This is a genomic window from Bacillus sp. RB3 (assembly GCF_030164735.1).
In the GTDB taxonomy this organism is placed as follows: Bacteria; Bacillota; Bacilli; order Bacillales; family Bacillaceae_G; genus Bacillus_A; species Bacillus_A cereus.
This window is the reverse complement of sequence record NZ_JASNGE010000002.1, coordinates 411,483-435,096: the sequence shown is the minus strand read 5'-3', so window position 1 is coordinate 435,096 and position 23,614 is coordinate 411,483. Positions and strand designations below refer to the sequence as shown.

Here is a 23,614-nt window from a genome sequence, read left to right as displayed (position 1 = left end):
GTAATGGAGTAATGTATACAGAACGAGAGCAAGAAGAGTATATGAAAGTATGGTTTTCACTTGCAGAAGAGGCTAGTAGGAATGGTTTCACTTGGCCTAGTCTGTTAGAGAATGAAGAATGGAATCAATATATGGCAACAGGGATGTATCGCATGCCAGCAAAAACTTATACTGCTATCTCAAAAGCGACAGAAGAAATCATGTATGTGTTATATAGAACGTATCAATATATTGTAAATACGACAGAAGATTTTCAAAAACTTGGATTCCCAGCTGAAGCGTGGGAAATGGCGAGAATGAAACATAATGGTTTATTTTCATATTTTACAAGGTTTGATTTTATCGTAAATGGTGACGATATAAAATTAATAGAAGTAAATTGTGATACGCCAACAGGCTATTTAGAACCGTCTGTCGCAAATGAAGTGTTATGCCGTTATCATGATGTAAATCACCCAAACCATATAGAAGAGCATATTGTGCAGGCATGGGAACAAATTAAACATGACTATCATATAGGCCCTGAAGAGACGATATATTTTACTAGTTATGATTGGCACGATGAAGATAGTCAAACGGTTCAGTTTTTAAGAACGTATTGCTTAAATCAGTCAACGGACTATGTAGGAATACAAGACATTGTCGTTGCGGAAGATGGTATATATACGCCGAGTGGAGAAAAAATAAAATATTTATATAGACTGTATCCAATAGAGTATTTAGTAACGGACGTTGATAAGAATGGAAAAAGGATTGGTTTACAATTTTTAGATCATATTGCGCAAGAAAGAGTGAAAATTATTAATCCGCCAGCCGCATTTGTTATGCAAAACAAAAGTGTACTCGCACTAATTTGGAAGCTTTATGAAGAAAGTGTTTTCTTTACAGAAGAAGAGCAAGACATTATTTATAAATACTTTCTACCAACATATTTTTCAAATAAGCGATTTCTAGAAAGACATGAATCATACGTTTCCAAACCTGTATTTGGTCGTGAAGGTGGCGGAGTATCTATATACGAAAATGATGAATTATTAGCTGAAGATAAAACAGAGTATTACTTTGAACAAAGGAAGATATACCAGCAATACATAGAAATGCCTGACTATACCATTGACACATGGGATGGTCCATATACTGGTAAACTATTAATTGGCTCTCACTGTATAAGCGGAAGAGCAGCAGGCTTATTTTTACGTGTAGGTGAGAAAATAACGGGAAACTTATCAATGTTTACTGGGGTTACAATTGAAGGATAAAGTAAACAAAGAGCTCATCATTTGTGATGAGCTCTTTCGTCTATGTATAAAACAGCTTTTTATGGTTGGATGTAAAATCTTCACTCTCTTTTTGTGTTTTAAATCTGGATATTATAATTTAAAAATTTTTTTGTGTAATAATATTACCATTTTTTATAGATATGAAAAATGATTAAGTTAAAAATTAAGAAAAATATGATAATATATTTATATAAAAGTTTAAATTTACGTAGCTAGTGGGGGAACCAATATGAAAATGAATGAAATAGTAGCAAGTACACAATTTCCAAATACAATCGAAACAATAACAAAAGATTTAAAAGCATTAGGAGTCGAAAAAGGAATGACAATTATCGTTCATTCATCACTAAGTTCTATCGGGTGGATATCTGGTGGTGCGGTTGCTGTAGTAGAAGCATTAATGAAAGTTGTTACGGAAGAAGGAACGATAATAATGCCAACGCAATCTTCGGATTTGTCCGATCCGAAACATTGGTCAAGACCACCTGTACCGGAAGACTGGTGGCAAATTATCCGAGATAACGTCCCAGCATTTGATTCACGTATAACCCCAACAAGGGGAATGGGTGAAATAGTTGAATGTTTTCGTACATATCCGAATGTAGTACGTAGTAATCATCCGTTAGGAAGTTTTGCTGCATGGGGAAAACATGCAGTAGAAATAACAATGAACCATTCGTTATCAATGAGCTTTGGAGAAGAATCTCCATTAAGAAAAATATATGATTTAGACGGGTACGTATTATTAATTGGTGTTGGATATGATTCCAATACGTCTGTTCATTTATCCGAGGTGCGTTCTGGTGCATGTGAGTTAATACAAGTAGGAGCACCTATTATAGAAAACGGTGAAAGAGTGTGGAAAGAGTTTTTTGAAATGGATTACGAATCTGAGAAGTTTGTAGAAATTGGTGTGGAGTTTGAGCGAAAAGGAACTGTAAAAAATGGGAAGATAGGGAATGCAATGTGTCGTCTAATGAAACAGCGTGATATAGTTGACTTTGGAACAGAATGGTTTCGTAAGAAAAATTAGTAAGGGATGGTTACAATGAAGGGGAAAAAGGTATTAATTACGAGCGGTGGTTGTCTAGAAAAATGGGATCAAGTACGCGGGCATACGAATATGGCCAAAGGTACAATCGGAAGGATAATCGCAGAAGAACTTCTAGCTAAAGGGGCACATGTTATATATTTACACGGTTATTTTGCGGAGAAACCGAGTGATGTACATAGAGGGTTAGAATTACATCCATTTGAAGGAATCGTTGATTTACAAGATAAAATGAAAAGTATCATATCACATGAAAAGATTGATGCAGTCATTATGGCAGCGGCTGGATCAGATTGGATTGTGGAGAAAATTTGTGATCAAGATGGTAATGTTCTTAATATGAACGGAAAAATTTCAAGTGATATAGCACCGATTATTCACTTTCAAAAGGCTCCAAAAGTATTAAAACAAATAAAAGAATGGGACCCAGAAACAGTACTTGTTGGTTTTAAACTTGAAAGTGATTTAAATGAAGAAGAACTGTTTGAAAGAGCAAAAAATAGAATGAAAGAAGCAAGGGCGAATGTAATGATTGCGAATTCACCACATTCTTTATATTCGCGCGGAGCTGTGCATTATGTAATTGGACAGGATGGTAAAGGGAAGTTGTGTAATGGGAAAGATGAAACAGCGAAAGAAATTGTCAAAAGCTTAGAGTTATTATGTAATCGTGTCACTGCTTTTTAAAATTAAGTTTTTAGATGAGAATGAATCCGCATAGTAATAAGTAAGCGAAACTTTAATTGGTGGGAATTTTACTTTTACACGAATGTGAAGCGTATACCAATCAAGAGCTATACACAGAATAATTGGTGAGGAGTGGATTCTATGGAACATTTATTAAAGCAAGCTATTAAACTTAGAAACGAAAAGAAATATGCGCAGTCTAAAGAGATGCTTATAGGATTAACAAACTTTACAAAGGATGCAGAAGTACTGTATCAGTGTGCGTGGATACATGATGTAATGGGGCTAGAAACAGAAGCAGTTCCGTATTATGAGCAGGCAATCGCAAATGGACTTGATGGCGAATCGCTTTGCGGTGCTTATATTGGTTTAGGAAGTACATATCGTTGTATAGGGGAATATGAAAAGGCAATTACAGTATTAGAAGCTGGGGTGAAAAAATTCCCAGAGAACGCTCCGATGAAAGTATTTTTATCATTAGCAAAATATAACGTAAACGATCACGAATCAGCGATGAAATTATTACTTGAAACTGTCGTGAAAGTAGAGGAAGTAAAAGAATTTGAACGTGCCATTTCATTTTATAAAGACCATTTAAATGAGGTTTTTAAATAAAGGAGTGAACGTATGGAGGTTACACTATCACGAAGGCGAAAAGGTGTTTGGATTGGACTCGTCTTTTTAATTATGCTACCAAACTATTTATTGTATGCCCTTCCAATTGTACCAGTTGCGCCGAAAGAAGTTGTGCTTGGGTCATTATTAGATTGCATGTTTGTCATTCCAATCATCACGTATTTCTTCATTATTCGAAAAAGATACTCGTTAACGTATATAGTTCCTGTTGTAATAGCTGGTTATATTTTTGCGAGATTTATTATTCCAAGTGACTATTTACAAGCTTTTTCATTCATCTCTTATATTATTGTTGCGGCTGAAATTGCATTTGTAGGTCTAGAATTATTCCTTCTCTATAAAATTGTTAGAGTGCTTCCTAAAATAATAAAAAAATATAAAGAATATAGAAGAGAAAATTATTCCTTTTCTTATGCAATTGATGCAGCGTTTGACGCTACTATGAAAAGAAGTAAGTTAGTAGATGTCATTCTAACAGAGTGTAAGTTAATCTATTATGCGTTTTTATCGTGGCGTGAAAAAGTACCAACAGGTAAATCTGTATACTCATATCATAAAAAGACTGGTGCTATAGGTGTGTATATCATGATTATTCATGCAACAATAATTGAAAGCATTGGTTTTCATTATTTACTACATCAGTGGAATCCAGTAATAGCATGGATTTTACTTATTTTAAATGTATACGCGATGATTTATTTTATAGCTGAAATACAAGCGATGCCCAAAAATCCCCTTGTCGTAACAGAAGAACAAGTAGTCATTCAAATCGGATTAGGAAAGAAAATTGTTATGCCATTTACACAAATTGATAATATTGCGTTCTACAAGGGTGAATTGCTAACGGCAAAAGAAAGGAAACAGGTATTGGATGCAACTGTTATGGAGTTCATAAAAGAACCTGCTACTTTTGAAATAACATTAAAAGAGCCAGTGAAAGCGCAGTTGTTATACGGCTTTTCTAAAACAGTAAGTCGTGTTTACTTAAATGTTGATGAAGAACGAAAATTTTATGATGCGGTTAAGGAAAAGTTAAAACATGAGTAATAGTGCTGTTAGTTACATAAAAACAAATGAGCTTCCGTTAGAAGTGAAAAAATATGAAACATGGATAGTGAAAAACTCTTTCTAAATAAGAAGGAGTTTTTATTATATACTTTTATAAATCATTATATAAAAAACTATACACTTCTTTATCACTACATAAATGGATATAATTGAGGATAGAACTAGCATAAGGGGAAACAAAATAATGAATAAGTTACTTACATCGAAAATTGAAATTATAGAAAGAAAAATCCGGTATAACTCAACAATAGTAGATCACAATTGCTTATTACTTGAAAAGCAATCACAAAGTATTGTTTTATTTCACGAGGTGCAGTATTCATTTACAATGACTGCAAATGATACTAAGTTAACAATCCCAAAAGGAAGTTATACAATCGCATATTACTGGAAAGAGCGTCCGTACAATTTATACGTATGGAGAGATATAAAAGGAAAGTATTTAGGTTCCTATTTTAATATTGTAAAAAACACACAAATAAAAGATGAAGTGGTTTCCTTTGAAGATTTAATCATCGATATTATGGTACTTCCAAATGGAGAATACTTCATATTGGATGAAGATGAATTACCAGAACCATTAGGGAATTTCGAAGGTGGTTATGTGAGGAAAGCTCTTTATGGATTAAAAGAAATCATTCAAAAAGAGCTGCCACCAATAGTTTTGGAGACAGCCAGGGTGCAGAGGAAATAAAATTTAATTACATAAATATTTTGAATGGGAATGAGTAGTCTCAAGTTATATGATCTAACTTTTTTAATAAATCTAAGGTTAGTAGCATATTTCTTGAAATTACTCTTTTTTTGTAGAAATTTCGTCGCTTAGTTATTAAATCCCATCAAATGCATTTAACGTGTGAGTTTTCTTATTGGTTACAGTGGATTAAAAATCAGAAAAAATAGTAAGTAAATGATATCGTTCAAATAAACAACAGTAAAAATATTCAAACGAATCATATGTATGTTTTGATAAAACCTAGTTGACTTATCGGAAATATTTGTATAATATGTACTTAATTCCATAACGTATTGCTGATTGGAGAAACCAAAGGCATTTTATCTGTTGATAAAATGCCTTTGGTTTTTTTATTGCACAAATACTGAATCTGTTCATTTATATGAATCATTTTAAGGAGGAGAAGAAATGACTGTTTCAATTGATGGGGTATCAAAATATTTTTTGAAACAAACTGGTACTGTTCAAGTATTAGAGAATATTAATTTTCAATTAGAGAAAGGGGATTTTGTTACAGTAATTGGTCCGAGTGGGTGCGGAAAAAGTACATTACTAAAAATTGTTGCCGGTCTAGATAATGATTTTGAAGGGGAAGTTGTTATTGACGGGGAGCCTATCTTAAAAACGAGCAAGAAACAAGGGTTTATTTTTCAAGAACATAGGCTTTTTCCATGGTTAACAGTTGAAGAAAATATAGCGGCAGATTTATCGTTAAAAGATAAGTATGTGAAAGATAAGGTAAGAGAATGGGTTGAAATCGTTCGGTTAGATGGCTTTGAAAAATCGTATCCGAAAGAAATTTCAGGCGGGATGTCACAACGTGTTGCGATAGCGAGAGCGTTATTAAGAGATCCAAATGTATTATTACTTGATGAACCTTTTGGAGCGCTGGATGCTTTTACTCGAAGTCATTTACAAGAAGTATTGCTAAATATTTGGGAGCAGAAGAAAACAACAATGATATTCGTTACACATGATATAGACGAAGCGATATATCTTTCAAACCGAATCATCATTATGAGTGCAAAACCAGGGAAAATACATAAAGTGATTGAAAATAATTTGCCTTATCCGCGAAATAAAACTTCTCAATCGTTCCAACAACTTCGAACGAAAGTATTACAGCAGTTTGAATATGGAGGGTTGATTCAAACAAGTATATAGGAAAAGGGTGATTTTATATGTATAAAAAATTAAAAATTCTTTCTTTTGCTTTAGCTATATCAGTATGTTTGTTAGGATGTGAAAAAAGTACAGCAAGTAGTAAGAAAGAAGATGTAACAATACAAATTGGTATACAGCAAGGATTAAGCCCGCTATTACTAGCAAAGAAAAAGGGATGGTTTGAAGAGGAGTTTAAAAAAGAAGGAGTTAAAGTGAAATGGACAGAGTTCCAAAGTGGACCTCCTTATTTTGAAGCAATCGCATCAAACCGGTTAGACTTTGGTGAAGTAGGGAATTCTCCAGTCATTTCAGCGCAAGCAGCAGGTATTGGATTTACCGAAATCGCCAATACAAGTTATGCGAGAAAAGGAACTGGAATTCTCGTTCAAAAAGATAGTAAGATTGCGAGTGTAAAAGATTTAAAAGGTAAAAAAATTGCAGTAGCAAAAGGAAGTAGTGCCTTTAATTTATTATATCGAGCACTTGATAAAGAAGGTATTGATGCAAAAGATGTAAATGTCATTCAATTACAACCAGATGAAGCGCAGCCTGCATTCGAATCAGGATCAGTAGATGCATGGGCGATTTGGGACCCTTTCATATCATTACATACGTTAAATAAAGGTGCGAAGGTGATTGCAGACGGTGAAACATTAAATGTCTCTTCACCAGAATTTTTAATTACGAGGACAAAATTTGCGAAAGAACATCCAGAATTAGTTGAGAAATTCCTCAAAGTTTATGAGAAAGCACGTGTATGGCAAGATGCTAACTTAGATGAAGTAATAAAAGTATACACTTCTGTAAAAAAGATAGATGCAGAGATTGTAAAAGAAGTGTTTAATCACGACAAACCAATTTTAGTTCCGGTAACTAAGGAAATAATAGCAGAACAACAAAAGACTGCGGATTTTCAATATAAGCTCGGTTCTATAAAGAAAGAAATTAAGACGGAAAAAGTTGTAGATAATTCTTTCGTAGAAAAAGCATTGAAAGCGAAGTGAAAAGAGGTTTTGTAAAGTGGAAAATACGAAAGCTGTTATGAAACCAGCGAGTATAACGATTAAGAAAAATGGCATAAAGAAGGTACGAAAGTTAAATGTAAAAGTTTTAGTAAGGGCGATTACTATACCGGTTATTATATTAATAATTTGGCAGTTGGCTGGCGTATTCGGTCTTGTTTCTAAAACAGTTTTACCAACACCATTAGATATTTTTCTAGCTTTCCAAGAGCTTATTAAAACAGGAGAGTTATTCGGCCATTTAAGTATTAGTGTATTCAGGGCTGCGGCTGGTTTCTTTATTGGTGGGGGCTTAGGAATCATTTTAGGAACGATTGTTGGATTTTCAACGAGAAGTGAGCAATATTTAGACCCATCTGTGCAAATGTTAAGAACTGTACCTCATTTAGCTGTTGCGCCGCTTTTCGTATTATGGTTCGGTTTTGGTGAAACATCAAAAGTGTTATTAATTGCAGATGGTGCATTTTTTCCTTTATACGTAAATGCATTTTTAGGTATTAGAGGTGTGGATTCAAAGTTATTTGATGTTGCGAGAGTGTTAGAGTTTAGTAAAAGAAAATTAATCACGAAACTAATTTTACCAGCTGCATTGCCTAACCTTTTACTAGGAGCAAGGTTATCGTTAGGTGTTGCGTGGGTGAGTTTAGTAGTAGCAGAACTTATGGGGTCTACAGAAGGTATTGGCTATATGATTATGGATGCAAGGCAATTTTCAAATACAGATATCGTATTTGTCGGCATAATTATATTTGCATTTGTTGGGAAGTTTTCTGACTCTCTAGTACGTTTACTAGAAGTGAAGTTTTTAAGATGGCGAGATAACTTTAAAGGTGAGACAGGGAATTAACATATAAATTATTAGGGGTAATTTATATAGAATGTGTTAGTATACGATTCAAAATAAATAAGGGGTGTGTAAAGGTATGGAATTATTATGGTTTATTCCGGCTTATGGAGATGGTCGATATTTAGGAACGACAAAACGAGGAAGAGCAGCTGAATATGTTTATTATAAGCAAGTTGCTGCGGCAGCTGATTATTTAGGATATACGGGTGTTTTACTTCCAACTGGTCAAGGATGTGAAGACCCTTGGGTGTTAGCTTCAGCTCTTGCTGCTGAAACAGAAAAACTAAAATTTTTAGTAGCAGTGAGACCAGGACTAATGTCCCCTACAGTTGCAGCGAGGATGGCATCTACATTTGATAGAATTTCACATGGGAGGCTGCTTATTAATGTAGTAGCTGGAGGAGATCCAGTTGAACTACAAGGAGATGGATTATATCTTGATCATGATGAAAGATATGAAGCAGCGGATGAATTTTTAAAAGTTTGGAAATCGACATTGCAAGGTGAAACGATCTCTTTAGAAGGAAAACATATTAAAGTTACAGATAGTAAAGTTGTATTCCCACCAGTTCAAACGCCATATCCTCCTATATATTTCGGAGGATCGTCAGCTGCTGGAAAAGAAGTAGCAGCTGAACATAGTGATGTATATTTAACGTGGGGAGAGCCGCCAGAGCAAGTGAAAGAGAAAATAGAAGAAGTAAGAAAACTTGCAGAAGAGAAGGGGCGTACAGTGCGATTTGGCATTAGATTACACGTAATTGTAAGAGAAACAGAAGAAGAAGCATGGGAAGAGGCAGAACGTTTAATTCAATATGTGGATAATGAAACAATTGAGCTTGCTCAAAAGACATTTGCAAGATATGATTCGGTTGGTCAAAAACGGATGACCCATTTAAATAAAGGTACGAGAGAGTCGTTAGAGATAAGCCCTAATTTATGGGCTGGAATCGGACTTGTAAGAGGTGGGGCAGGTACTGCACTTGTAGGCGATCCGCATACAGTAGCAGAAAGGATAAAAGAATATGAATCGTTAGGAATTGATACGTTTGTTTTATCAGGATATCCGCATTTAGAAGAAGCGTATGAAGTGGCAGAATTGTTATTCCCATTATTGAAAGACGAGAAGAAAGAAGAAAATAAAATTGTTGGTGAAATGATTGCTGATGCATATGCATTAAAAAAATAGTGAGAAATAAAGTTTCACTTATTTATTGCTTCATTTTGTTTACTGCCTGTTAACACGAGATAAAAAACCCGCAAGTTATTCGCTTGCGGGTTTTCATCGTAAATTATTAGAAAATATGGTAAAATTAAAGGGTAACTTAAGGTGCGGTTGGTTGTTCAATTATCACTTCTCCGAGTAGGAGGGGGGTGATAATACGTGAGTGAAATAGCGTTGCTACTGCAGGGTGGACTGTTTCTCGTTGCATTGTTAACGTTCGTCGTCGTTTTAATAGACAAGCTCAAAAAATAACAACCCACCTATGCCTATAGAATGTGGGTTGTTTTGTTTGTAAGAAACAAATAGGATAAATGAACAATCCAATCTGCTAAGTTACGTGGACTAGTGTGTAGCCGCACACTAGTCTTTTTTATTTATATACAATTTATAATTGGTTTATGTGATTGTATTGTTCTTTTCATACTCATTATAACACAGTGTCTTTTCATCAAGAAAGGAGACCGTATGTTCTGGTCTCTGTTATATAGTAGGTGCTTTTTCTTTAAACAGCCCATCCATATACTGTTTTAAACTTTGGACATAAAATTTCTGTGTATTCACATTATTTACACCGACAATGGGTGATGGAAGGTCAAATCTTTTTTCTGATAAATGAACGACAACATCAAAAATGTCAAACAAACGAATGAAGCAAAACAGACCGTCTTTATCGCTAAGTAAAATAAAGTAATGATTTTCACTACTTGTATTTAGCGTATTCCATAAAGAACTTTTGCTTAAATCACGTACAATGCTTTTTTCTTTTAGTTCCACGAAATCTGCATTTGAGAGAATGGTAGAGATATCAATCGCATCTTGATCTTCAAAGTAGCCATCAACTGTTTGTACAGCGAATGTATAAGCCATTTTTAATATACTCATTTTATATTTACGGTTATCCAATAGCAATTCACGTTGAATAGAACTGGCTACTTTCGTTACACGTTCCTCTTTCCAAATTTCATTATGTAAGGAAATATCGTGCTTTTTACATAGTTTCATAATTAATGCATTAGAATAAAGAATTTCGTCGCTTACTTCGACAACATCAGTCTCAGCAGCCGCAAGTTCCTCACCGTGCTCATTCGTATAGAGTGGGGAATCAATTTGTCTTTTCATTTGTTCAATCTTAAATTGACTCAATTTATGCCTAATTAAAGGACGATCAATATTTGTTGTCATTTGTTCATGACAAGTATCACAAATTGAGTTTGTGAAATAATATCCACATAATATTTCTGGAATGACATATTGTTCACTAAGTTCTTTCGTATCTTTTCTGCAAATGATGCATTGTGTCATTTTTATCACCTTTACCTGCAAATTTGTATGTAATCTCATTGTAGTGTATTTATTGGTATTTTGGAATATTGTAAAGGAAAATATTATGTGAAATTCATACTTATTTTGGTACAATGAAGAGAAGTGCTAGTTTAAAGGAGGCCATTTTTTTGAAATCAAAAGTGCACTTTTGGACATTAGAAGTGCTAATGGTTGTAGGAATCATATTTATTTGCACAAAAATATCATTTTTATTTCAACCGATTGGTATCTTCATATCAACATTATTTTTCCCAATCTTAATCGCGCTTTTTTTATACTTCATATTTAATCCTGTATTAATCTTTTTGGAGAATAAAAAAGTACCTAGAAATTTAGCGATATTGCTGTTATATCTTTTTATCATAACATTAACTGCGGTTGGCGTTGGAGTAGTTGTTCCTACGATTTCACAACAGCTAATGGACTTAGTAAAAAATATGCCAGGCTACATAAAAGAAGGAAAAGTATACATACAAGAATTATCACATCATAGGTTGTTTGAATGGTTATCTACACAAAACTACGTTTCCATTGAAACAATTGAAAAAAATGCGATTGAATACTTAAAAGATATACCAAATACAATTACGTCGAGTGCAACGGCTTTATTTGGTATTATCACGAACGTTGCATTAGTTGTATTTACTGTACCGTTCATTTTATTTTACATGTTTAAAGATGGACATGCCTTTCCAGGAAAAGCGGTAAGTTTATTACCAGAGTCTTACCGTGAAGAGGGGCTTCGTATCATTAAGGAAACGAACGAAACATTATCTGCATATATTCAAGGGCAAGCGCTCGTTTGTATATTTGTAGGTGCGTTTACTTTTATCGGTTATTTAATTATCGATTTACCGTACGCTTTCGTTTTAGGAATTATTGCAGCATTTACAAACATCATTCCTAACTTAGGTCCATTTATCGGAGCAGCACCAGCTGTTATTGTAGGACTGTTCGTATCTCCGATGCAAGCCTTATACGTAATTATTATCGTAACAATTGTACAACAGTTTGAAAGTAATATTATTTCACCACGTATTATGAGCTCGAAATTAAACATCCACCCATTAACAATTATTATCCTAATTTTAGGGGTAGGTAACTTTGCTGGAATCATCGGAATGATTTTAGCAGTACCAGTTTATGCAGTAACAAAAACAGTTGTTTCAAACTTAGTGAGATTGTTTAAAACGAAGAGAAGTAATCGGAAATAGTAAAACCTGAGAAAGATACACCTCTTTTTAAGTGGTGTATCTTTTGTTTATAAAAAAATAATTAAAAGCGGGTTGATTTGATTTTATTATATATTTTTTATACATCAAATTCAGCGATGAACTTGTGTGATATAAGCTCTATAAAACTATGTGGAATCCCTCTGAACTATCCAAATCATTTCCTTACAGCGTGCTATCATCATCATAATCGACTCCTTTCAATTCTATATAGTTAAACGATTAAAGGTGAGTGTAGTATTTGCTTCTACGATCTCGAATTTCATCAATAACTTGTTTATATTGTCTTTCTTGTTTTAATTCATTTTGAGATATTGTTTCTTTTTGAATCGTAATCGTTAAAAAGAATAGGTGAAACTTCATATGTGAATTCCTCCTTTCGAATTGGAATTACAGGTGACTACAGTAATGACTTTGTCTTTCTTTTACAGAATCCATAGCCTGATTAATTTGTCGCTCATGAAGCATTTCAGACTCGGAAAATTTATTTTTTTGAATGGTAATGGTTAAAAAGAATACTTTAAATTTCATAAAATAATTACCCCTTTATAAGTGATTTAGAAAAGACGAGTGTAATAAGAAGATTGAAGCTCTTTTACTTCGTCCATAATATTTTGAATGTGTTGTTCACGTAAAATCTCTTTCTGTGAGAGCTTACGTTTTTGAATAGTGATTGTTAAAAAGAATGCTTTAAATTTCATGAATATATTACCCCTTTAAAATATATTTTTAATACATTTGAGTGTAGTATGAACTTTTAATGTCAGTTATTTTATCAGTCAGTTGTTTTAACTGTTGTTTACGATTGATTTCATTTTCAGATAAATTATTTTTTTGAAGTACAGTCGTAAAAAAGAAAATATGAAAAGTCATAAATGAATTCCTCCTTTCGAAAAGGAATTACAGGTGATCACAGTAAAGTGCTTGGCGCTCCTTAACATCATTCATAGCTTTTTCAATTTGCTCATTATGAAGAATTTCATCTTTGGAAATTATATTTCTTTGAATCGTAATACTTAAAAACAATACGCTAATAGTCATTGAATGTTGCTCCTTTCTTAGAAAAATAATGTAAGAGACTAAAAAATCGCGCAAAAAAACCACAGGAAGATACAGTTCTCCTATGGCTGGGCGTGAAAAAGCCACAGGAAAGTATACGGCCTCCTGTGGCGAATTTATGAATTAAATGAAATAAAGTACGATTTTCAATTCTCCATTAGGGTGGTCGAATTCATATTTAATTGTCCAGAAAACACAGGTGCAGTTAACGCTAAAGTTAATGCATGTAATTGTAATTTCATCATTTCCTTCGACCTCCTTTTAGAATTTTTTTTCTTACGTTAGTAAGTATATACAATTAATGGATAATTGTAAACATAAAAAATGAAAATTTTTAATTTTGATTAAAATGCGTATATTTAAAAGGGATTTGAAAGTAAATATTGTAATTAACGAAATATCGATAAAAATGGGGGATGCTAAATGAAATATATGCATCATAACATGATCGTTATGCTAACAATTTTTTTATTCATTGCGGCTTGTTCTAATGGAGAAAGAATAAAAGATATATATGATATTAGGTCAGATGATTTTAAGAAATATACTGGGACATACGTTGGTAATAATTCAGATGTGGTTGCAATTGTTAATCATTTACCCGGTGGTGGAACAGTTCAAAGTATAAGTTTAGAAAATGAAAATATAAAAGTGAACTATGGCGCAAAAGAAAGTGGGGCTCTTACAGAAGAAATGATTGAGACGTATTGGTTTGATGAGAAGGATACGATGAAGAAGAATTTTTTCTTTAATGCTATATATTTAGTGATTTTAGTGCCAAATGCAAAAAGTTATGAGTTTCAGGTAGAGAATAAAAACTTTAAGATAACGAGGGAAGAAATGTTATCAATTTTGCATAGAATATTCGATGATTTTCCAAAAGAAAAAGATATATGGGATAAAAATAAAGTTATAAAGTTCTTTAACGGCAAAGAAGAAAAAATTAAAATGCTTGTGGAAGATAAAGATTTTCGGAAATCTTTATTTGCTAAATATCCAGTGAGCCAGTTGAAATAATGGAGGGGAGAAGATGGAGTTACTAGAAATACCTAATTTCATATTAGTTTCGATAGTTCTTATTTGCATATATATTGTAATTAGCGCTCTATTTATTCGTAAGGTTTCGTTTGAAGATACAATTTAAATACAATTATTTTAGGGGAGAAGGAAGAGTGAATGGGAGATACTTCTTCATTAATAACCGTTTTTTTATGCATTGCACTACTAATATTTTGGCGTCGTTATCGCTCCATGTATAAGCCAATAAAGGGATCGGGAAAACGTATTTTATGGCCATTACTATTTTTAACACCAGGTATTGTATGGTTTTTAGGTCCCGTACATCCAGCTGTACTACAAGTGGCTATAGCAGCATTTATTGGGATTCTTTTCTCTGTACCACTTATAGCACTAACAAATTATGAGCGAAGAGATGATGGGAATATTTATACGAAAAAAAGTGCAGCTTTTTTAATTACTTTTATTGCACTTGTCGTTTTAAGATATGGTTCAAGACAATTTATCGTTGATTTAGATCAACAAACGATTGGTTTATTATTTTACGTTGTTGCTGTCTCGTATATTATTCCATGGAGAATTGCTTGTTATATAAAGTTTAGGAAAGTTTGGCGGGAAAATAATAATCATGCTATATGAAAACTTCTCATTTGAGAAGTTTTTTTATTTTTATAGGTAAGCAAAACAAGTTGTTGAAGGGCAGGCTGTCATAGAATATGATACATATTATAATGAGGAAAAGTTGAGGGGATAAAAATGCGTACAATTTTACTTTTTCTAAACAACATGTCCATCGATAAAATAGAGAACATTAGACATAAACATGATCCTTTATTTGGATTAATTCCACCGCATATAACAATCGTATTCCCGTTTAAGAGTAATATTTCAAATGATGAATTAAAATCTTATATTTTTAATGTATCAAAAGGGGGAGGCAAAATTGAAATTGAGTTTGCAAATCGTATCACTAGCGTAGGAAACTATTTGTTTTTAGAAGTTGATAGAGGAAGAAAACAAATAGAAGAACTACATGATAGGCTGTATACAGGACCTTTATTACAATTTTTGAAAGAAGACATTCCGTACATCCCGCATGTAACAGTCGGAAGAAAAGAAAGTGCCAAATTAGCTGCTGAAGTAGTGAAGGAGATTCCTAGTTTTCATGGGAAGTTAAATTGTGTGATTGATAGAATAAGCGTGGAGCGAATTGGAGAGAACGGGGAATCAATTATTGAATTTGAAGTGCCATTTTTAAAAAGCTGACAAAAGTCAGCTTTTTATTTCGTAGCATGAAGTAATGCACCAATTGCACCGCTATTACCACCATCTTGTAAAAAGATTGGTGTTTTATTTTGATATTCGGTGTAGCTACTTATAATATGTTGAAGTTGTATGTTATTACATAAAGTCGAACCAATATAAATAATATGTTTAATGTTTTTTGTTTCAGCGAATTGAAGGCTTAATGCAGTAACGACTTCACCAACAAGTCCTTGTATAGTAGCAAGTATGTCTGAGCTATTATATTTCGATTCTGAAATAGCGGCTTTACCAAAATTGCTAGCAGTTAAGCTATTATCAATAGGTGAGAGAATACCACCATAAATATCTCCAACCGTAATATCTAGTTCTTTTCTAGATCCTACTTTTGTTAGAGGAATTACATCTTCAAAATGATCTATATTTGTTAACAATTTTGAAAGTCCCATAATAGTCCCACCGCCAACTCCGGTTCCACCAGCGCGAATATATTGTTCATTATAAACATAATGGATAGAAGTACCTGTACCGATATTGGTTAAAATAAAATTGTTTATAGTGTGTTTTTCTTCTTTTAATATGTATTGGACACCTGCAAGAGTAGATTCAAATTCGTTTAGCTCTATTATTTTATATGAACCTGTAAGCAGATGCTGTAATAGTTTCGATTTACCACCCGTAATACATATTTGTTTTATGCCATTGTTGTTTTTAATCCAATCTATTATTTTATGTTGTTCATGTGAATAAAATTTTTCAAAAGTTAATAGCTTTTTTTCGTTAAAATAAGCTATTTTCGTTAATGTGCCTCCAGCATCAATACCGATAGTACGTTCCATTTTCCTGCTCCTAACTACGTAATATGTTTTCCTATTTACTTAATTGGTTGAGAATAGATATTTCCAACTGATATAAGGAACACTTTAATCTGCTTGATATATTAATAGTTTTTCTATAGTTACAATAGGCTGGTCGTTTACAGTTGCAATACCTTTACCAAGAATAAAACCTCGGCGATTGCGCGTTAGCTCATAATGTAAATCAAGTTTATCACCGGGATATGCTTTTCCGTGGAATTCAACTCCATCTAAAGAGGAGAGAAATCCTAGTCCTTCAGAATCACTTGTATGTACAAATGCACTAAGCTGGGCAAGTGATTCTACAATTAACATATGAGGCATATGTTTTTGACTATCATTTATAAACCATTCGTTATTTGTGATGAGTTTATATCCTGTAACGGATTCACCTTGTTTTACATTTGTTACTTTATCAATCATTAAAAATGGATAACGATGGGGAAGCGTGTCTTTAATATGCATATGAAAGTACCTCCAATTAATAATACCCCTGCTAAAGTTAAGCAGGGGAGTGGGAACTAATTTTTAACTAATTCATCTACTTTTTCAAGGACGAAAATGCCGCTATTTCTAATATTTTCAACAACTTGTTGCAATACTTCTTTATCTTGAACGAGTGCAATACGTACGAAGCCTTCTCCATGAGGTCCAAATGCATGACCAGGTGTAACAACGACATTCGCACGATCCATTAATGCATAAGCGAAGTCTAGAGAAGTCCATCCTTGTGGAATTTCAGCCCAGACAAACATACTACCAGCTGGCTTATCGACATTCCAGCCAAATGTTCGGAATCCATCGACTAAAGTATCTCTCCGTTCTTGATAAATATCGCGGTTTTTCTCACAAAATGCAGCGCCATTTCTTAGTGCTACAGATGCCGCTTTTTGAATTGGTAAAAATACACCGTAATCGGTATTAGATTTAAATTGAGTAAGTGCACGAACAATTTCTTCGTTTCCAATCATATATCCAATACGGCTACCTGCTAAACTATAACTTTTTGACAAAGAATTGATTTCTACACCAACTTCTTTAGCACCAGGTACAGAGAGAAAGCTAATTGGCTTATTACCATCGAAATAAAATTCAGCATAAGCAAAATCATGGACAACGATAATATTATGCTTTTTCGCGAATGCGATTACTTCTTTAAAGAAATCTTCATGAGCCATTGCTGGAACGGGATTCCCTGGGAAGTTTAAAATCATCATCTTCGCTTGATCGGCAATTTCTTCAGGGATGACTTCTAAGTCTGGTAAGAAATCATTCTCTTTCTTTAAAGGCATGTAGTAAGATGTTGCACCAGCCATTTGAATACCTGTTTCATAAGCTGTATATCCTGGATCAGGAACTAATATAATATCACCTGGATTTGCATAAACCATAGGTAAATGAACGAGCCCGTCTTGTGAACCCATTAATAATAAAACTTCTTTATCCGCATTTAATAAAACGTTATGAGTGTTGTTGTAATATTCAGTTACAGCTTCGTGAAATTCTTGAATACCTGATAATGTATACCCATAGCTCTCTTTTTCACTCGCTGTATGTACCATTGTTTCTCTTACAAAATCAGCGGGCGGCATATCAGGATTTCCGATGCTCAAATCAATCATGTTATGACCTGCTGCAATTTTTTCTTTTTTATAGGCTCCTAATTCACTAAATATAGAAGATTGGAATGCTTTCATTCTAGTTGCTAACGTGTAAGTCATCAAAACCCCTCCTAAAAACAGTGCTTTCATTCTGCGTTTTTAATTATTCTGAAAACACATGTTTACATTTTATCATTTTTTTATGAAAATTAAAACGATTGACAAATTTAGAGGGAGGATTAGCCTATTTTGAAAAGTAACGATGTAAATAGCGTAGATGTGTTAATTGAAATGTCTATTATAGGATTCATTTTATATAACTTAAGATATTTTCTAGTTTTTATTAAGTATATTTCTCATGTTTTGAATGAAAAAGAATACGAAAACAAGGGCTATTTTTGTGGACGATTTCTAAAGTGAAATAACGCAGAAAATATTTTCTGCGTCTCCTCTGAAATGTAATCATTTCTTTTTATATGTGCATAATTTTTCGGCTGTCAAAAAGTATACATTTAATGTACCGTCGGCAACTTTTAAAGTTTGGTCCGATGTAAATGAATTACCATAATCAATGTGATATATATTAGAATTTTTGACAAATGAGCCTTTATATAAATCGTCTTTATTCTTTGTTGTTTGCATTTCTACTAAATTTTGCACAATTTCCTCTTTATTTTCTTTTTTGATAACTGTTTCAAATTTATAATATACAGGGCATTCCCCTTTTTTATTGTCAACGACTTCCCAAGAACCGTATATATCGTTACTGCTGCATCCACTAAGTAGGATGATTAGTATAGGAATTGTAAGTAGAACCTTTTTCATTTTGTGCTCCTTTCTTTTAAATTTGAATAAACGTGCGAATACGATAGGGATATTATAATAAATAAAGTTTAAATTTTTTTAAAGAATTATTTAATTTCATATAAAAATTTAGGAGAAATTAAATAAGCATGAATCTAGTGTAAAGTCAGATTCATGCTAGTACTATAGCCTATGTTATGTCTTTTTTGAGGATAAATAAAGAGGAAAGCAGAATCACTATTCCATTTAATATATATACGCTTGCGGTCATAAAGGCTAACGTACCTGCGCCAAATCCTGCTTTATCGAATATAGAAGCAAATGTTGCGATAGTCAAAAAGATAATGGGAGTCAGTAGTAAAAATATGAAACCTGCCACGATTCTTTTTTTTAAACTATGTCCAGATAAGGAAATGGCTAAAAAGTTTAGGGTGCTAAACAGAGCAATTGCAAAGAGCAGGACAATAAATACTTCGATGCCATCAGACATTTTACCACTCCTTTTATAAAGAGTACTTTTTATAATCTATTCGAAATAAAAGGGGGATACTCCTTTAGGTAATTTCAATAAACGTAATAAATAGGCGTATTATAAAACAAAGAAGTATGGATTCAATATTAGACCCATACTTCTTTGTTTATTTTATAAATTCGCAGATTGCGAATGCTGTTTTTCATAATGTTTCTGCTTAGAAAGGGAAATAGAAATAATCAATAATGAAACGACTCCAAAGATGAGAACCATATATTGTAACCCAATTGTATCTAAGAAGAAGCCTGTGCCAAGTAAGACGATTTGGAACATAACCCTCTCAAACATATTACGGAATGAGAAGAGGCGACCGTGATAACTTTTTTCCACTTTCGTTTGGAAAATCGTCGACATAATAGGGAAGAAGCAGCCAACACTAAACCCAAACAAACCAAATGATGTAAGAGCCATCCATTTTATATCGCTAAAGAACAATGACAGATGTGCAAAAGCAGTACAAACTGCGAAGAAATATAGTAATTTTTCAGGTTTGAAATGATCAGATAGACGTTTAATTACGAAGGCACCTAACATAAATGCGACACCTTCAATTGTATATATGAACCCTTTAATCGTAGGATCATGTTGCATTTCGCTAATGTTAATAACCATTAAATTAAACCCAGCTATAAATAATAGAGGGATGATACTTAATATAAGTGCTGTAAAAGCAATAGGAATTCCTTTTAAAATACGAAATACTTCCATAAAGCTATTATCTTTTGCAGCTTGTTTACTTGGTGTTGTTGATTTTTTGTCTTCGAATTGTAGGAAGAAAGTCGAGAGGAATAATAAGGCGTATGCTGCCATTGAGAAGGCATACATGTACTGTAAACTCATCACAACTAAAAGAATTCCACCTAGTGAAGTGCCTGCAATACGAGCAATTGTACCAACATTCATATGTACACCGTTCATTTGTAATAACTCATGCTCACGTACGATGAGTGGAATTACAGATTGTAATGCAGGGAAATAAAATGCTGCTGAAATTTGAAGAGCAACCATAAATGCGATCATAAATGCGATACTTTCAAATTGAATAGCAAAAAACATGAAAATAACACTTAAAACTCGACCAAACCCAGCGTAAAGAAGAACTTTTTTCTTTTCATACTGATCGATGACACGGCCAGCCATAGGTCCAACTAGAACACCGGCTAATAGTCCGATAAATAATATAACTGATTTCATGAAATCAGAAGGGACATATTTTTGCATAAATTCAAGGTTGCCAAGAATACCAAGCCATAATCCTAGACCTGCAATAAACTCCCCAATTAGAACAATCCAAACGTTTTTATTACGCCACATAACATAAAACCTCTCCGTCTTTTAAAATGAAAAACTCGTATATAAAACCTCCTTATTTATGCATTATTTTCATACGAACTTTTTTAGAGTCAGAGTCTATATTACGTGTTTCATAATTGGATTTCAATCTTTTTGATTTGTCAAAAATTTGATGTGTTAATTGATGTAATAAGTGAATCAAAACGTAAAAAATTTATGATTAAAGCTAATAGAAAGTAAGGATACATATAAAAAAGCAAGAACGTATAACTACGCCTCGCTTTTCTCAAGTACAAAATTAAATATTAGATTCACTTAGCAACATTTACGCTCTTGTCCAATAGCTAAAGCGCTAAAAGATAGTGGGCCAACAACTTCTGCACTTGCACCACTAGTAAGGTTTTCTACAGTTAATGAATATTCGTGTGTTCCACTGCTAACGTTTTGATCTATAGCTTGAAATGTTTGTACGTAGAATTGTTCAGAACCTGTTGATTCAATACCTACTTGTGTATTGAAAAGTTCAATATTATCACGAAAAATTCGAAATAAAACTTGGGAAATCTCAGTTATACCTTCTACACCAACTGTAGCGATTAATTCTACTCGATTATTTCGTGAATCTCTACTTGAAATTCTCAATTTTAAATTTGCTAAAATTGCTTTATTTGGAGAAGCTGGGATTGCAAAAGTTGTTTCACCAGTTTTACTTATAGGCTGAGTAGCTTGGTAATCAATGATATGAGTCATATTCTTCACCTCCTCATATACTAGAATATGAAAATAGTGAAGAATTAGCTTGGACAAATACTGGATTATTTAATAGAGTCAACAATAATTATTGAAAAGAAGAAATTTACATAAAAGCATTAAGAATATATCACAATAAGATGATATTTTTCTTAATGCTTTTTGTAATTAAGCAGAATATTCTTCTTTACGTACTTCAAAAAATTCATTACGTCGTAAGTAATTATAAATTTTCTCTGAAACCTCTTCTTCTTCAGACACTAAGAAACGATGATCAAAAGCGTAGAAAGATTGACCTTTAATTAATTTTACGTAATACATATTAAATGCCTCCTGACACTAAATTATTACTTGCTTCATATTATGATGGCCTATATGTCTGCTAAAAATACTTGGAGTTTCAAAGGGGATAAGTAAAGGGATAAAAGAGCTTACAATTCTGTAAGGTTTATGTCACCTTTTTCGATAGTTTGTATTTACCAATTTCTTCTATAATGCAAATAGGTTACATAAAATAAGGGGGTAAAAAGATGGATGAAATAATTGGAGAAGTTGTAGCTGGTATTTGTGAATTTGTAGTGGAAGTAACAGCGGATGCTATAGGAAATTTAGTTTCTGGAAATGATGAGGAAAAAGAAACATTATAATAATTTGTAAAAGAATAAAGTTGATCAAATTATAAAGGCTGATTTCTAAAGGGAAATCAGCTTTTTTATTTTTTACATTATATTAACTTAATTTGAATATTCATTTGTTATCATATTTAAGAAGCCTATATAAGGAGGTGAATAAACAAATATGTCGAATTCAGGGCCTGATTTATCTGTTTCTCGTTTGATTGTGGTAAATATAGAAGAAAAAGAATATCATTTTATTGTTCGTGAACATCCGATTGTAGGGAAATTTATATCGCTATTTGAAAATGGGAAAGAATACGGTTTAATAGATAAACAAATCGCTAATAAAGATAAATTTATTACATCGGAGCTTACTAAGTTAGATTATTTTAATATAGATGTTTTATATCTTACACCTGGGTGGATATGGATTGGTATGGATCAATTTGGTTTACATGCTCGTGAGGCTACTTATAACGAAGTAGATGTTATTATGAAGTTGAAAGAGGATTTATATTATATAGATATATACGAAGAAATAAAAATGTAGTAAATATTTATTCAGGTTAGGGGGGAAGTTCCCATAGCCTTTTTTTTGTTTAATAATAAAATGCAAAATTATATTATTTTAATGAAAGGTAAATATGATAAGAAGTGAGATGAAAAGAGGATTTGAAAATACATTAAGAGAATTGTAATAATTATATGAGTCGTATATGTAAATAACAATAGAAAGAAGATGATAATATGAGTAAAGAAGAGCTTGTGAAAAAACAGTTTGGCAGCAATGCAGATAAATATATAAATAGTAAAATACATGCTAAAGGACTGGATTTACAATATGTAGTTCAACAAGTTGAGTCTCGTCATAATAATCGTCTTCTTGATGTTGCTACTGGTGGCGGGCATGTGGCAAATATGTTAGCACCTATGTTTGAAGAAGTAGTTGCACTTGATTTAACAGAACAGATGTTAGAAAAAGCAAAAGTTTTTATAAAGCAGAATGGTCATGAAAATGTATCTTTTGTAGCAGGAAATGCAGAGAATTTACCATTTGCAGACCATTTTTTTGATACAATTACATGCCGGATTGCAGCCCATCATTTTACGAGTCCGGCTCAATTTATTTATGAAGTAAATCGTACGTTGGAGAATAATGGATTATTCATCTTAATAGATAATGTTTCGCCAGAAAATAATGAATATGATACATTTTATAATTTTATAGAAAAAAAGCGTGACCCAAGTCATGAACGAGCTCTAAAAAAGACAGAATGGCTTACTTTATTAGAAAAAAACGGTTTGCAAATGCAGTCATGTCTTACTTTTGATAAGAAGTTTGATTTTGACTGGTGGTGTAATATGATGGATGTCCCTTTACAAAAGCGTGAAAAATTAACAGAATGTATGATGAAAGCACCAAACGAAATGAAGGAATATTTTAATATTCAATTTAAAGATAATAAAGTAGAATCGTTCTATACTGAAATGGCTATGTTTATATGTAAAAAAAGTACAACGTTAAAAAGATAAATGTGTTGCAGTCTTTC

Annotated in this window: 31 protein-coding genes and 1 pseudogene; 18 read left to right on the top strand and 14 right to left on the bottom strand. The window is 32.8% G+C overall.

Going from position 1 to position 23,614, the window contains the following annotated elements:
- The first annotated feature begins 11 nt into the window (after positions 1 to 11).
- The 11 genes from QO049_RS05200 to QO049_RS05150 all read left to right on the top strand — a co-directional run bounded on the left by QO049_RS05200 (position 12) and on the right by QO049_RS05150 (position 9,968).
- On the top strand, positions 12 to 1,259 hold the full coding sequence (locus QO049_RS05200) for a glutathionylspermidine synthase family protein (RefSeq protein ID WP_000287883.1): 1,248 nt from the start codon (positions 12 to 14) through the stop codon (positions 1,257 to 1,259).
- A 250-nt stretch (positions 1,260 to 1,509) separates the two neighbouring features.
- The gene (locus tag QO049_RS05195; protein ID WP_000783343.1) at positions 1,510 to 2,313 is read left to right on the top strand and encodes an AAC(3) family N-acetyltransferase; all 804 of its coding nucleotides are present in this window, start codon (positions 1,510 to 1,512) and stop codon (positions 2,311 to 2,313) included.
- Between the two features lie 15 nt (positions 2,314 to 2,328).
- Positions 2,329 to 3,018: a phosphopantothenoylcysteine decarboxylase domain-containing protein gene (locus tag QO049_RS05190; RefSeq protein WP_000676724.1), complete on the top strand. Its 690-nt coding sequence runs from the start codon at positions 2,329 to 2,331 to the stop codon at positions 3,016 to 3,018.
- Between the two features lie 141 nt (positions 3,019 to 3,159).
- On the top strand, positions 3,160 to 3,633 hold the full coding sequence (locus QO049_RS05185; protein WP_000400636.1) for a tetratricopeptide repeat protein: 474 nt from the start codon (positions 3,160 to 3,162) through the stop codon (positions 3,631 to 3,633).
- A 12-nt stretch (positions 3,634 to 3,645) separates the two neighbouring features.
- On the top strand, positions 3,646 to 4,701 hold the full coding sequence (locus tag QO049_RS05180) for a hypothetical protein (protein ID WP_284489195.1): 1,056 nt from the start codon (positions 3,646 to 3,648) through the stop codon (positions 4,699 to 4,701).
- A gap of 205 nt (positions 4,702 to 4,906) precedes the next feature.
- The gene (locus QO049_RS05175; protein ID WP_069605051.1) at positions 4,907 to 5,416 is read left to right on the top strand and encodes a ribonuclease FAU-1 family protein; all 510 of its coding nucleotides are present in this window, start codon (positions 4,907 to 4,909) and stop codon (positions 5,414 to 5,416) included.
- Between the two features lie 450 nt (positions 5,417 to 5,866).
- Complete coding sequence (locus QO049_RS05170; RefSeq protein ID WP_000218582.1) at positions 5,867 to 6,622, top strand: ABC transporter ATP-binding protein; 756 nt, start codon at positions 5,867 to 5,869, stop codon at positions 6,620 to 6,622.
- Positions 6,623 to 6,639: 17 nt separating this feature from the next.
- A complete protein-coding gene (locus QO049_RS05165) occupies positions 6,640 to 7,626 on the top strand; it encodes an aliphatic sulfonate ABC transporter substrate-binding protein (protein ID WP_284489194.1) in 987 nt (328 codons plus the stop codon).
- Between the two features lie 16 nt (positions 7,627 to 7,642).
- Positions 7,643 to 8,491 carry an ABC transporter permease gene (locus QO049_RS05160; RefSeq protein ID WP_000432134.1) on the top strand — a complete coding sequence of 283 codons (849 nt, stop codon included), beginning with the start codon at positions 7,643 to 7,645 and terminating at the stop codon, positions 8,489 to 8,491.
- 76 nt (positions 8,492 to 8,567) lie between these two features.
- A complete protein-coding gene (gene ssuD, locus QO049_RS05155; RefSeq protein ID WP_246960263.1) occupies positions 8,568 to 9,680 on the top strand; it encodes an FMNH2-dependent alkanesulfonate monooxygenase in 1,113 nt (370 codons plus the stop codon).
- A gap of 195 nt (positions 9,681 to 9,875) precedes the next feature.
- The gene (locus QO049_RS05150; RefSeq protein WP_001289320.1) at positions 9,876 to 9,968 is read left to right on the top strand and encodes a putative holin-like toxin; all 93 of its coding nucleotides are present in this window, start codon (positions 9,876 to 9,878) and stop codon (positions 9,966 to 9,968) included.
- 228 nt (positions 9,969 to 10,196) lie between these two features.
- Here the strand turns inward: QO049_RS05150 and QO049_RS05145 are convergent, their stop codons facing one another.
- Entirely contained in the window at positions 10,197 to 11,018 is an 822-nt protein-coding gene (locus tag QO049_RS05145; RefSeq protein WP_000189710.1) for an HNH endonuclease, read from the bottom strand.
- A gap of 149 nt (positions 11,019 to 11,167) precedes the next feature.
- Here QO049_RS05145 and QO049_RS05140 point away from each other — a divergent pair, with 149 nt between their 5' ends.
- Positions 11,168 to 12,253, top strand: coding sequence for an AI-2E family transporter (locus QO049_RS05140; protein WP_000837892.1), 1,086 nt, complete (start codon positions 11,168 to 11,170; stop codon positions 12,251 to 12,253).
- Between the two features lie 240 nt (positions 12,254 to 12,493).
- Here the strand turns inward: QO049_RS05140 and QO049_RS05135 are convergent, their stop codons facing one another.
- The 5 genes from QO049_RS05135 to QO049_RS05115 are packed head-to-tail and all read right to left on the bottom strand — an operon-like array spanning position 12,494 to position 13,312.
- Positions 12,494 to 12,634, bottom strand: a complete 141-nt coding sequence (locus tag QO049_RS05135) for a YrzI family small protein (RefSeq protein WP_000668497.1) — start codon at positions 12,632 to 12,634, stop codon at positions 12,494 to 12,496.
- 27 nt (positions 12,635 to 12,661) lie between these two features.
- Positions 12,662 to 12,802, bottom strand: coding sequence for a YrzI family small protein (locus QO049_RS05130; RefSeq protein ID WP_000669805.1), 141 nt, complete (start codon positions 12,800 to 12,802; stop codon positions 12,662 to 12,664).
- Positions 12,803 to 12,828: 26 nt separating this feature from the next.
- Positions 12,829 to 12,972, bottom strand: coding sequence for a YrzI family small protein (locus QO049_RS05125; RefSeq protein WP_000668961.1), 144 nt, complete (start codon positions 12,970 to 12,972; stop codon positions 12,829 to 12,831).
- Between the two features lie 28 nt (positions 12,973 to 13,000).
- Positions 13,001 to 13,144 carry a YrzI family small protein gene (locus tag QO049_RS05120; protein WP_000142715.1) on the bottom strand — a complete coding sequence of 48 codons (144 nt, stop codon included), beginning with the start codon at positions 13,142 to 13,144 and terminating at the stop codon, positions 13,001 to 13,003.
- A gap of 27 nt (positions 13,145 to 13,171) precedes the next feature.
- Positions 13,172 to 13,312: a YrzI family small protein gene (locus QO049_RS05115; RefSeq protein WP_000156176.1), complete on the bottom strand. Its 141-nt coding sequence runs from the start codon at positions 13,310 to 13,312 to the stop codon at positions 13,172 to 13,174.
- 441 nt (positions 13,313 to 13,753) lie between these two features.
- Between QO049_RS05115 and QO049_RS05110 the strand changes: the two genes are divergently transcribed.
- From QO049_RS05110 to QO049_RS05095, 4 genes and pseudogenes are all read left to right on the top strand, one after another.
- Positions 13,754 to 14,347: a DUF4825 domain-containing protein gene (locus tag QO049_RS05110; RefSeq protein ID WP_284489193.1), complete on the top strand. Its 594-nt coding sequence runs from the start codon at positions 13,754 to 13,756 to the stop codon at positions 14,345 to 14,347.
- A gap of 19 nt (positions 14,348 to 14,366) precedes the next feature.
- Positions 14,367 to 14,474, top strand: a pseudogene (locus tag QO049_RS05105) (DUF4052 family protein); the annotation flags it as partial.
- A gap of 32 nt (positions 14,475 to 14,506) precedes the next feature.
- Complete coding sequence (locus QO049_RS05100; protein ID WP_000502975.1) at positions 14,507 to 14,986, top strand: CcdC family protein; 480 nt, start codon at positions 14,507 to 14,509, stop codon at positions 14,984 to 14,986.
- Between the two features lie 117 nt (positions 14,987 to 15,103).
- A complete protein-coding gene (locus QO049_RS05095; protein ID WP_098645225.1) occupies positions 15,104 to 15,613 on the top strand; it encodes a 2'-5' RNA ligase family protein in 510 nt (169 codons plus the stop codon).
- 14 nt (positions 15,614 to 15,627) lie between these two features.
- Here QO049_RS05095 and coaW read toward each other — a convergent pair whose 3' ends face one another.
- From coaW to QO049_RS05055, 8 genes are all read right to left on the bottom strand, one after another.
- Entirely contained in the window at positions 15,628 to 16,449 is an 822-nt protein-coding gene (gene coaW / locus QO049_RS05090) for a type II pantothenate kinase (RefSeq protein ID WP_246960260.1), read from the bottom strand.
- Positions 16,450 to 16,533: 84 nt separating this feature from the next.
- Positions 16,534 to 16,932, bottom strand: coding sequence for a 3-hydroxyacyl-ACP dehydratase FabZ family protein (locus QO049_RS05085; protein ID WP_000547659.1), 399 nt, complete (start codon positions 16,930 to 16,932; stop codon positions 16,534 to 16,536).
- A 56-nt stretch (positions 16,933 to 16,988) separates the two neighbouring features.
- Entirely contained in the window at positions 16,989 to 18,188 is a 1,200-nt protein-coding gene (locus QO049_RS05080; protein WP_000222700.1) for an LL-diaminopimelate aminotransferase, read from the bottom strand.
- 342 nt (positions 18,189 to 18,530) lie between these two features.
- Positions 18,531 to 18,893 (bottom strand): hypothetical protein, encoded by a 363-nt coding sequence (locus QO049_RS05075; RefSeq protein ID WP_087967007.1) that lies wholly within the window; start codon positions 18,891 to 18,893, stop codon positions 18,531 to 18,533.
- A 169-nt stretch (positions 18,894 to 19,062) separates the two neighbouring features.
- Positions 19,063 to 19,362: a hypothetical protein gene (locus tag QO049_RS05070; RefSeq protein ID WP_246960257.1), complete on the bottom strand. Its 300-nt coding sequence runs from the start codon at positions 19,360 to 19,362 to the stop codon at positions 19,063 to 19,065.
- A gap of 153 nt (positions 19,363 to 19,515) precedes the next feature.
- Entirely contained in the window at positions 19,516 to 20,718 is a 1,203-nt protein-coding gene (locus tag QO049_RS05065; RefSeq protein WP_000269261.1) for an MFS transporter, read from the bottom strand.
- A gap of 294 nt (positions 20,719 to 21,012) precedes the next feature.
- The gene (exsC, locus tag QO049_RS05060) at positions 21,013 to 21,447 is read right to left on the bottom strand and encodes an exosporium protein ExsC (protein ID WP_000148800.1); all 435 of its coding nucleotides are present in this window, start codon (positions 21,445 to 21,447) and stop codon (positions 21,013 to 21,015) included.
- A 168-nt stretch (positions 21,448 to 21,615) separates the two neighbouring features.
- Positions 21,616 to 21,768: a YqbF domain-containing protein gene (locus tag QO049_RS05055; protein WP_000291905.1), complete on the bottom strand. Its 153-nt coding sequence runs from the start codon at positions 21,766 to 21,768 to the stop codon at positions 21,616 to 21,618.
- Positions 21,769 to 22,245: 477 nt separating this feature from the next.
- On the opposite strand from QO049_RS05055, the gene QO049_RS05050 reads away from it, so the two are divergent.
- On the top strand, positions 22,246 to 22,614 hold the full coding sequence (locus QO049_RS05050; RefSeq protein WP_000071478.1) for a hypothetical protein: 369 nt from the start codon (positions 22,246 to 22,248) through the stop codon (positions 22,612 to 22,614).
- A 197-nt stretch (positions 22,615 to 22,811) separates the two neighbouring features.
- Positions 22,812 to 23,597: a class I SAM-dependent methyltransferase gene (locus tag QO049_RS05045; RefSeq protein ID WP_016110158.1), complete on the top strand. Its 786-nt coding sequence runs from the start codon at positions 22,812 to 22,814 to the stop codon at positions 23,595 to 23,597.
- Positions 23,598 to 23,614 lie beyond the last annotated feature (17 nt).

Bases quoted from the DNA above. Each gene is read 5' to 3' on its own strand.
- QO049_RS05190 (WP_000676724.1), top strand. From the start codon at position 2,329: ATGAAGGGGAAAAAGGTATTAATTACGAGCGGTGGTTGTCTAGAAAAA.
- QO049_RS05195 (WP_000783343.1), top strand. From the start codon at position 1,510: ATGAAAATGAATGAAATAGTAGCAAGTACACAATTTCCAAATACAATC.
- QO049_RS05085 (WP_000547659.1), bottom strand. From the start codon at position 16,932: ATGCATATTAAAGACACGCTTCCCCATCGTTATCCATTTTTAATGATT.
- QO049_RS05065 (WP_000269261.1), bottom strand. From the start codon at position 20,718: ATGTGGCGTAATAAAAACGTTTGGATTGTTCTAATTGGGGAGTTTATT.
- QO049_RS05180 (WP_284489195.1), top strand. From the start codon at position 3,646: ATGGAGGTTACACTATCACGAAGGCGAAAAGGTGTTTGGATTGGACTC.
- QO049_RS05170 (WP_000218582.1), top strand. From the start codon at position 5,867: ATGACTGTTTCAATTGATGGGGTATCAAAATATTTTTTGAAACAAACT.
- QO049_RS05185 (WP_000400636.1), top strand. From the start codon at position 3,160: ATGGAACATTTATTAAAGCAAGCTATTAAACTTAGAAACGAAAAGAAA.
- QO049_RS05125 (WP_000668961.1), bottom strand. From the start codon at position 12,972: ATGAAATTTAAAGCATTCTTTTTAACAATCACTATTCAAAAACGTAAG.
- coaW (WP_246960260.1), bottom strand. From the start codon at position 16,449: ATGGAACGTACTATCGGTATTGATGCTGGAGGCACATTAACGAAAATA.
- QO049_RS05045 (WP_016110158.1), top strand. From the start codon at position 22,812: ATGAGTAAAGAAGAGCTTGTGAAAAAACAGTTTGGCAGCAATGCAGAT.
- QO049_RS05165 (WP_284489194.1), top strand. From the start codon at position 6,640: ATGTATAAAAAATTAAAAATTCTTTCTTTTGCTTTAGCTATATCAGTA.
- QO049_RS05200 (WP_000287883.1), top strand. From the start codon at position 12: ATGTATACAGAACGAGAGCAAGAAGAGTATATGAAAGTATGGTTTTCA.
- QO049_RS05075 (WP_087967007.1), bottom strand. From the start codon at position 18,893: ATGAAAAAGGTTCTACTTACAATTCCTATACTAATCATCCTACTTAGT.
- QO049_RS05080 (WP_000222700.1), bottom strand. From the start codon at position 18,188: ATGACTTACACGTTAGCAACTAGAATGAAAGCATTCCAATCTTCTATA.
- QO049_RS05135 (WP_000668497.1), bottom strand. From the start codon at position 12,634: ATGAAGTTTCACCTATTCTTTTTAACGATTACGATTCAAAAAGAAACA.
- QO049_RS05050 (WP_000071478.1), top strand. From the start codon at position 22,246: ATGTCGAATTCAGGGCCTGATTTATCTGTTTCTCGTTTGATTGTGGTA.
- QO049_RS05175 (WP_069605051.1), top strand. From the start codon at position 4,907: ATGAATAAGTTACTTACATCGAAAATTGAAATTATAGAAAGAAAAATC.
- QO049_RS05120 (WP_000142715.1), bottom strand. From the start codon at position 13,144: ATGACTTTTCATATTTTCTTTTTTACGACTGTACTTCAAAAAAATAAT.
- QO049_RS05145 (WP_000189710.1), bottom strand. From the start codon at position 11,018: ATGACACAATGCATCATTTGCAGAAAAGATACGAAAGAACTTAGTGAA.
- QO049_RS05095 (WP_098645225.1), top strand. From the start codon at position 15,104: ATGCGTACAATTTTACTTTTTCTAAACAACATGTCCATCGATAAAATA.
- QO049_RS05130 (WP_000669805.1), bottom strand. From the start codon at position 12,802: ATGAAATTTAAAGTATTCTTTTTAACCATTACCATTCAAAAAAATAAA.
- ssuD (WP_246960263.1), top strand. From the start codon at position 8,568: ATGGAATTATTATGGTTTATTCCGGCTTATGGAGATGGTCGATATTTA.
- QO049_RS05115 (WP_000156176.1), bottom strand. From the start codon at position 13,312: ATGACTATTAGCGTATTGTTTTTAAGTATTACGATTCAAAGAAATATA.
- exsC (WP_000148800.1), bottom strand. From the start codon at position 21,447: ATGACTCATATCATTGATTACCAAGCTACTCAGCCTATAAGTAAAACT.
- QO049_RS05055 (WP_000291905.1), bottom strand. From the start codon at position 21,768: ATGTATTACGTAAAATTAATTAAAGGTCAATCTTTCTACGCTTTTGAT.
- QO049_RS05110 (WP_284489193.1), top strand. From the start codon at position 13,754: ATGAAATATATGCATCATAACATGATCGTTATGCTAACAATTTTTTTA.
- QO049_RS05070 (WP_246960257.1), bottom strand. From the start codon at position 19,362: ATGTCTGATGGCATCGAAGTATTTATTGTCCTGCTCTTTGCAATTGCT.
- QO049_RS05100 (WP_000502975.1), top strand. From the start codon at position 14,507: ATGGGAGATACTTCTTCATTAATAACCGTTTTTTTATGCATTGCACTA.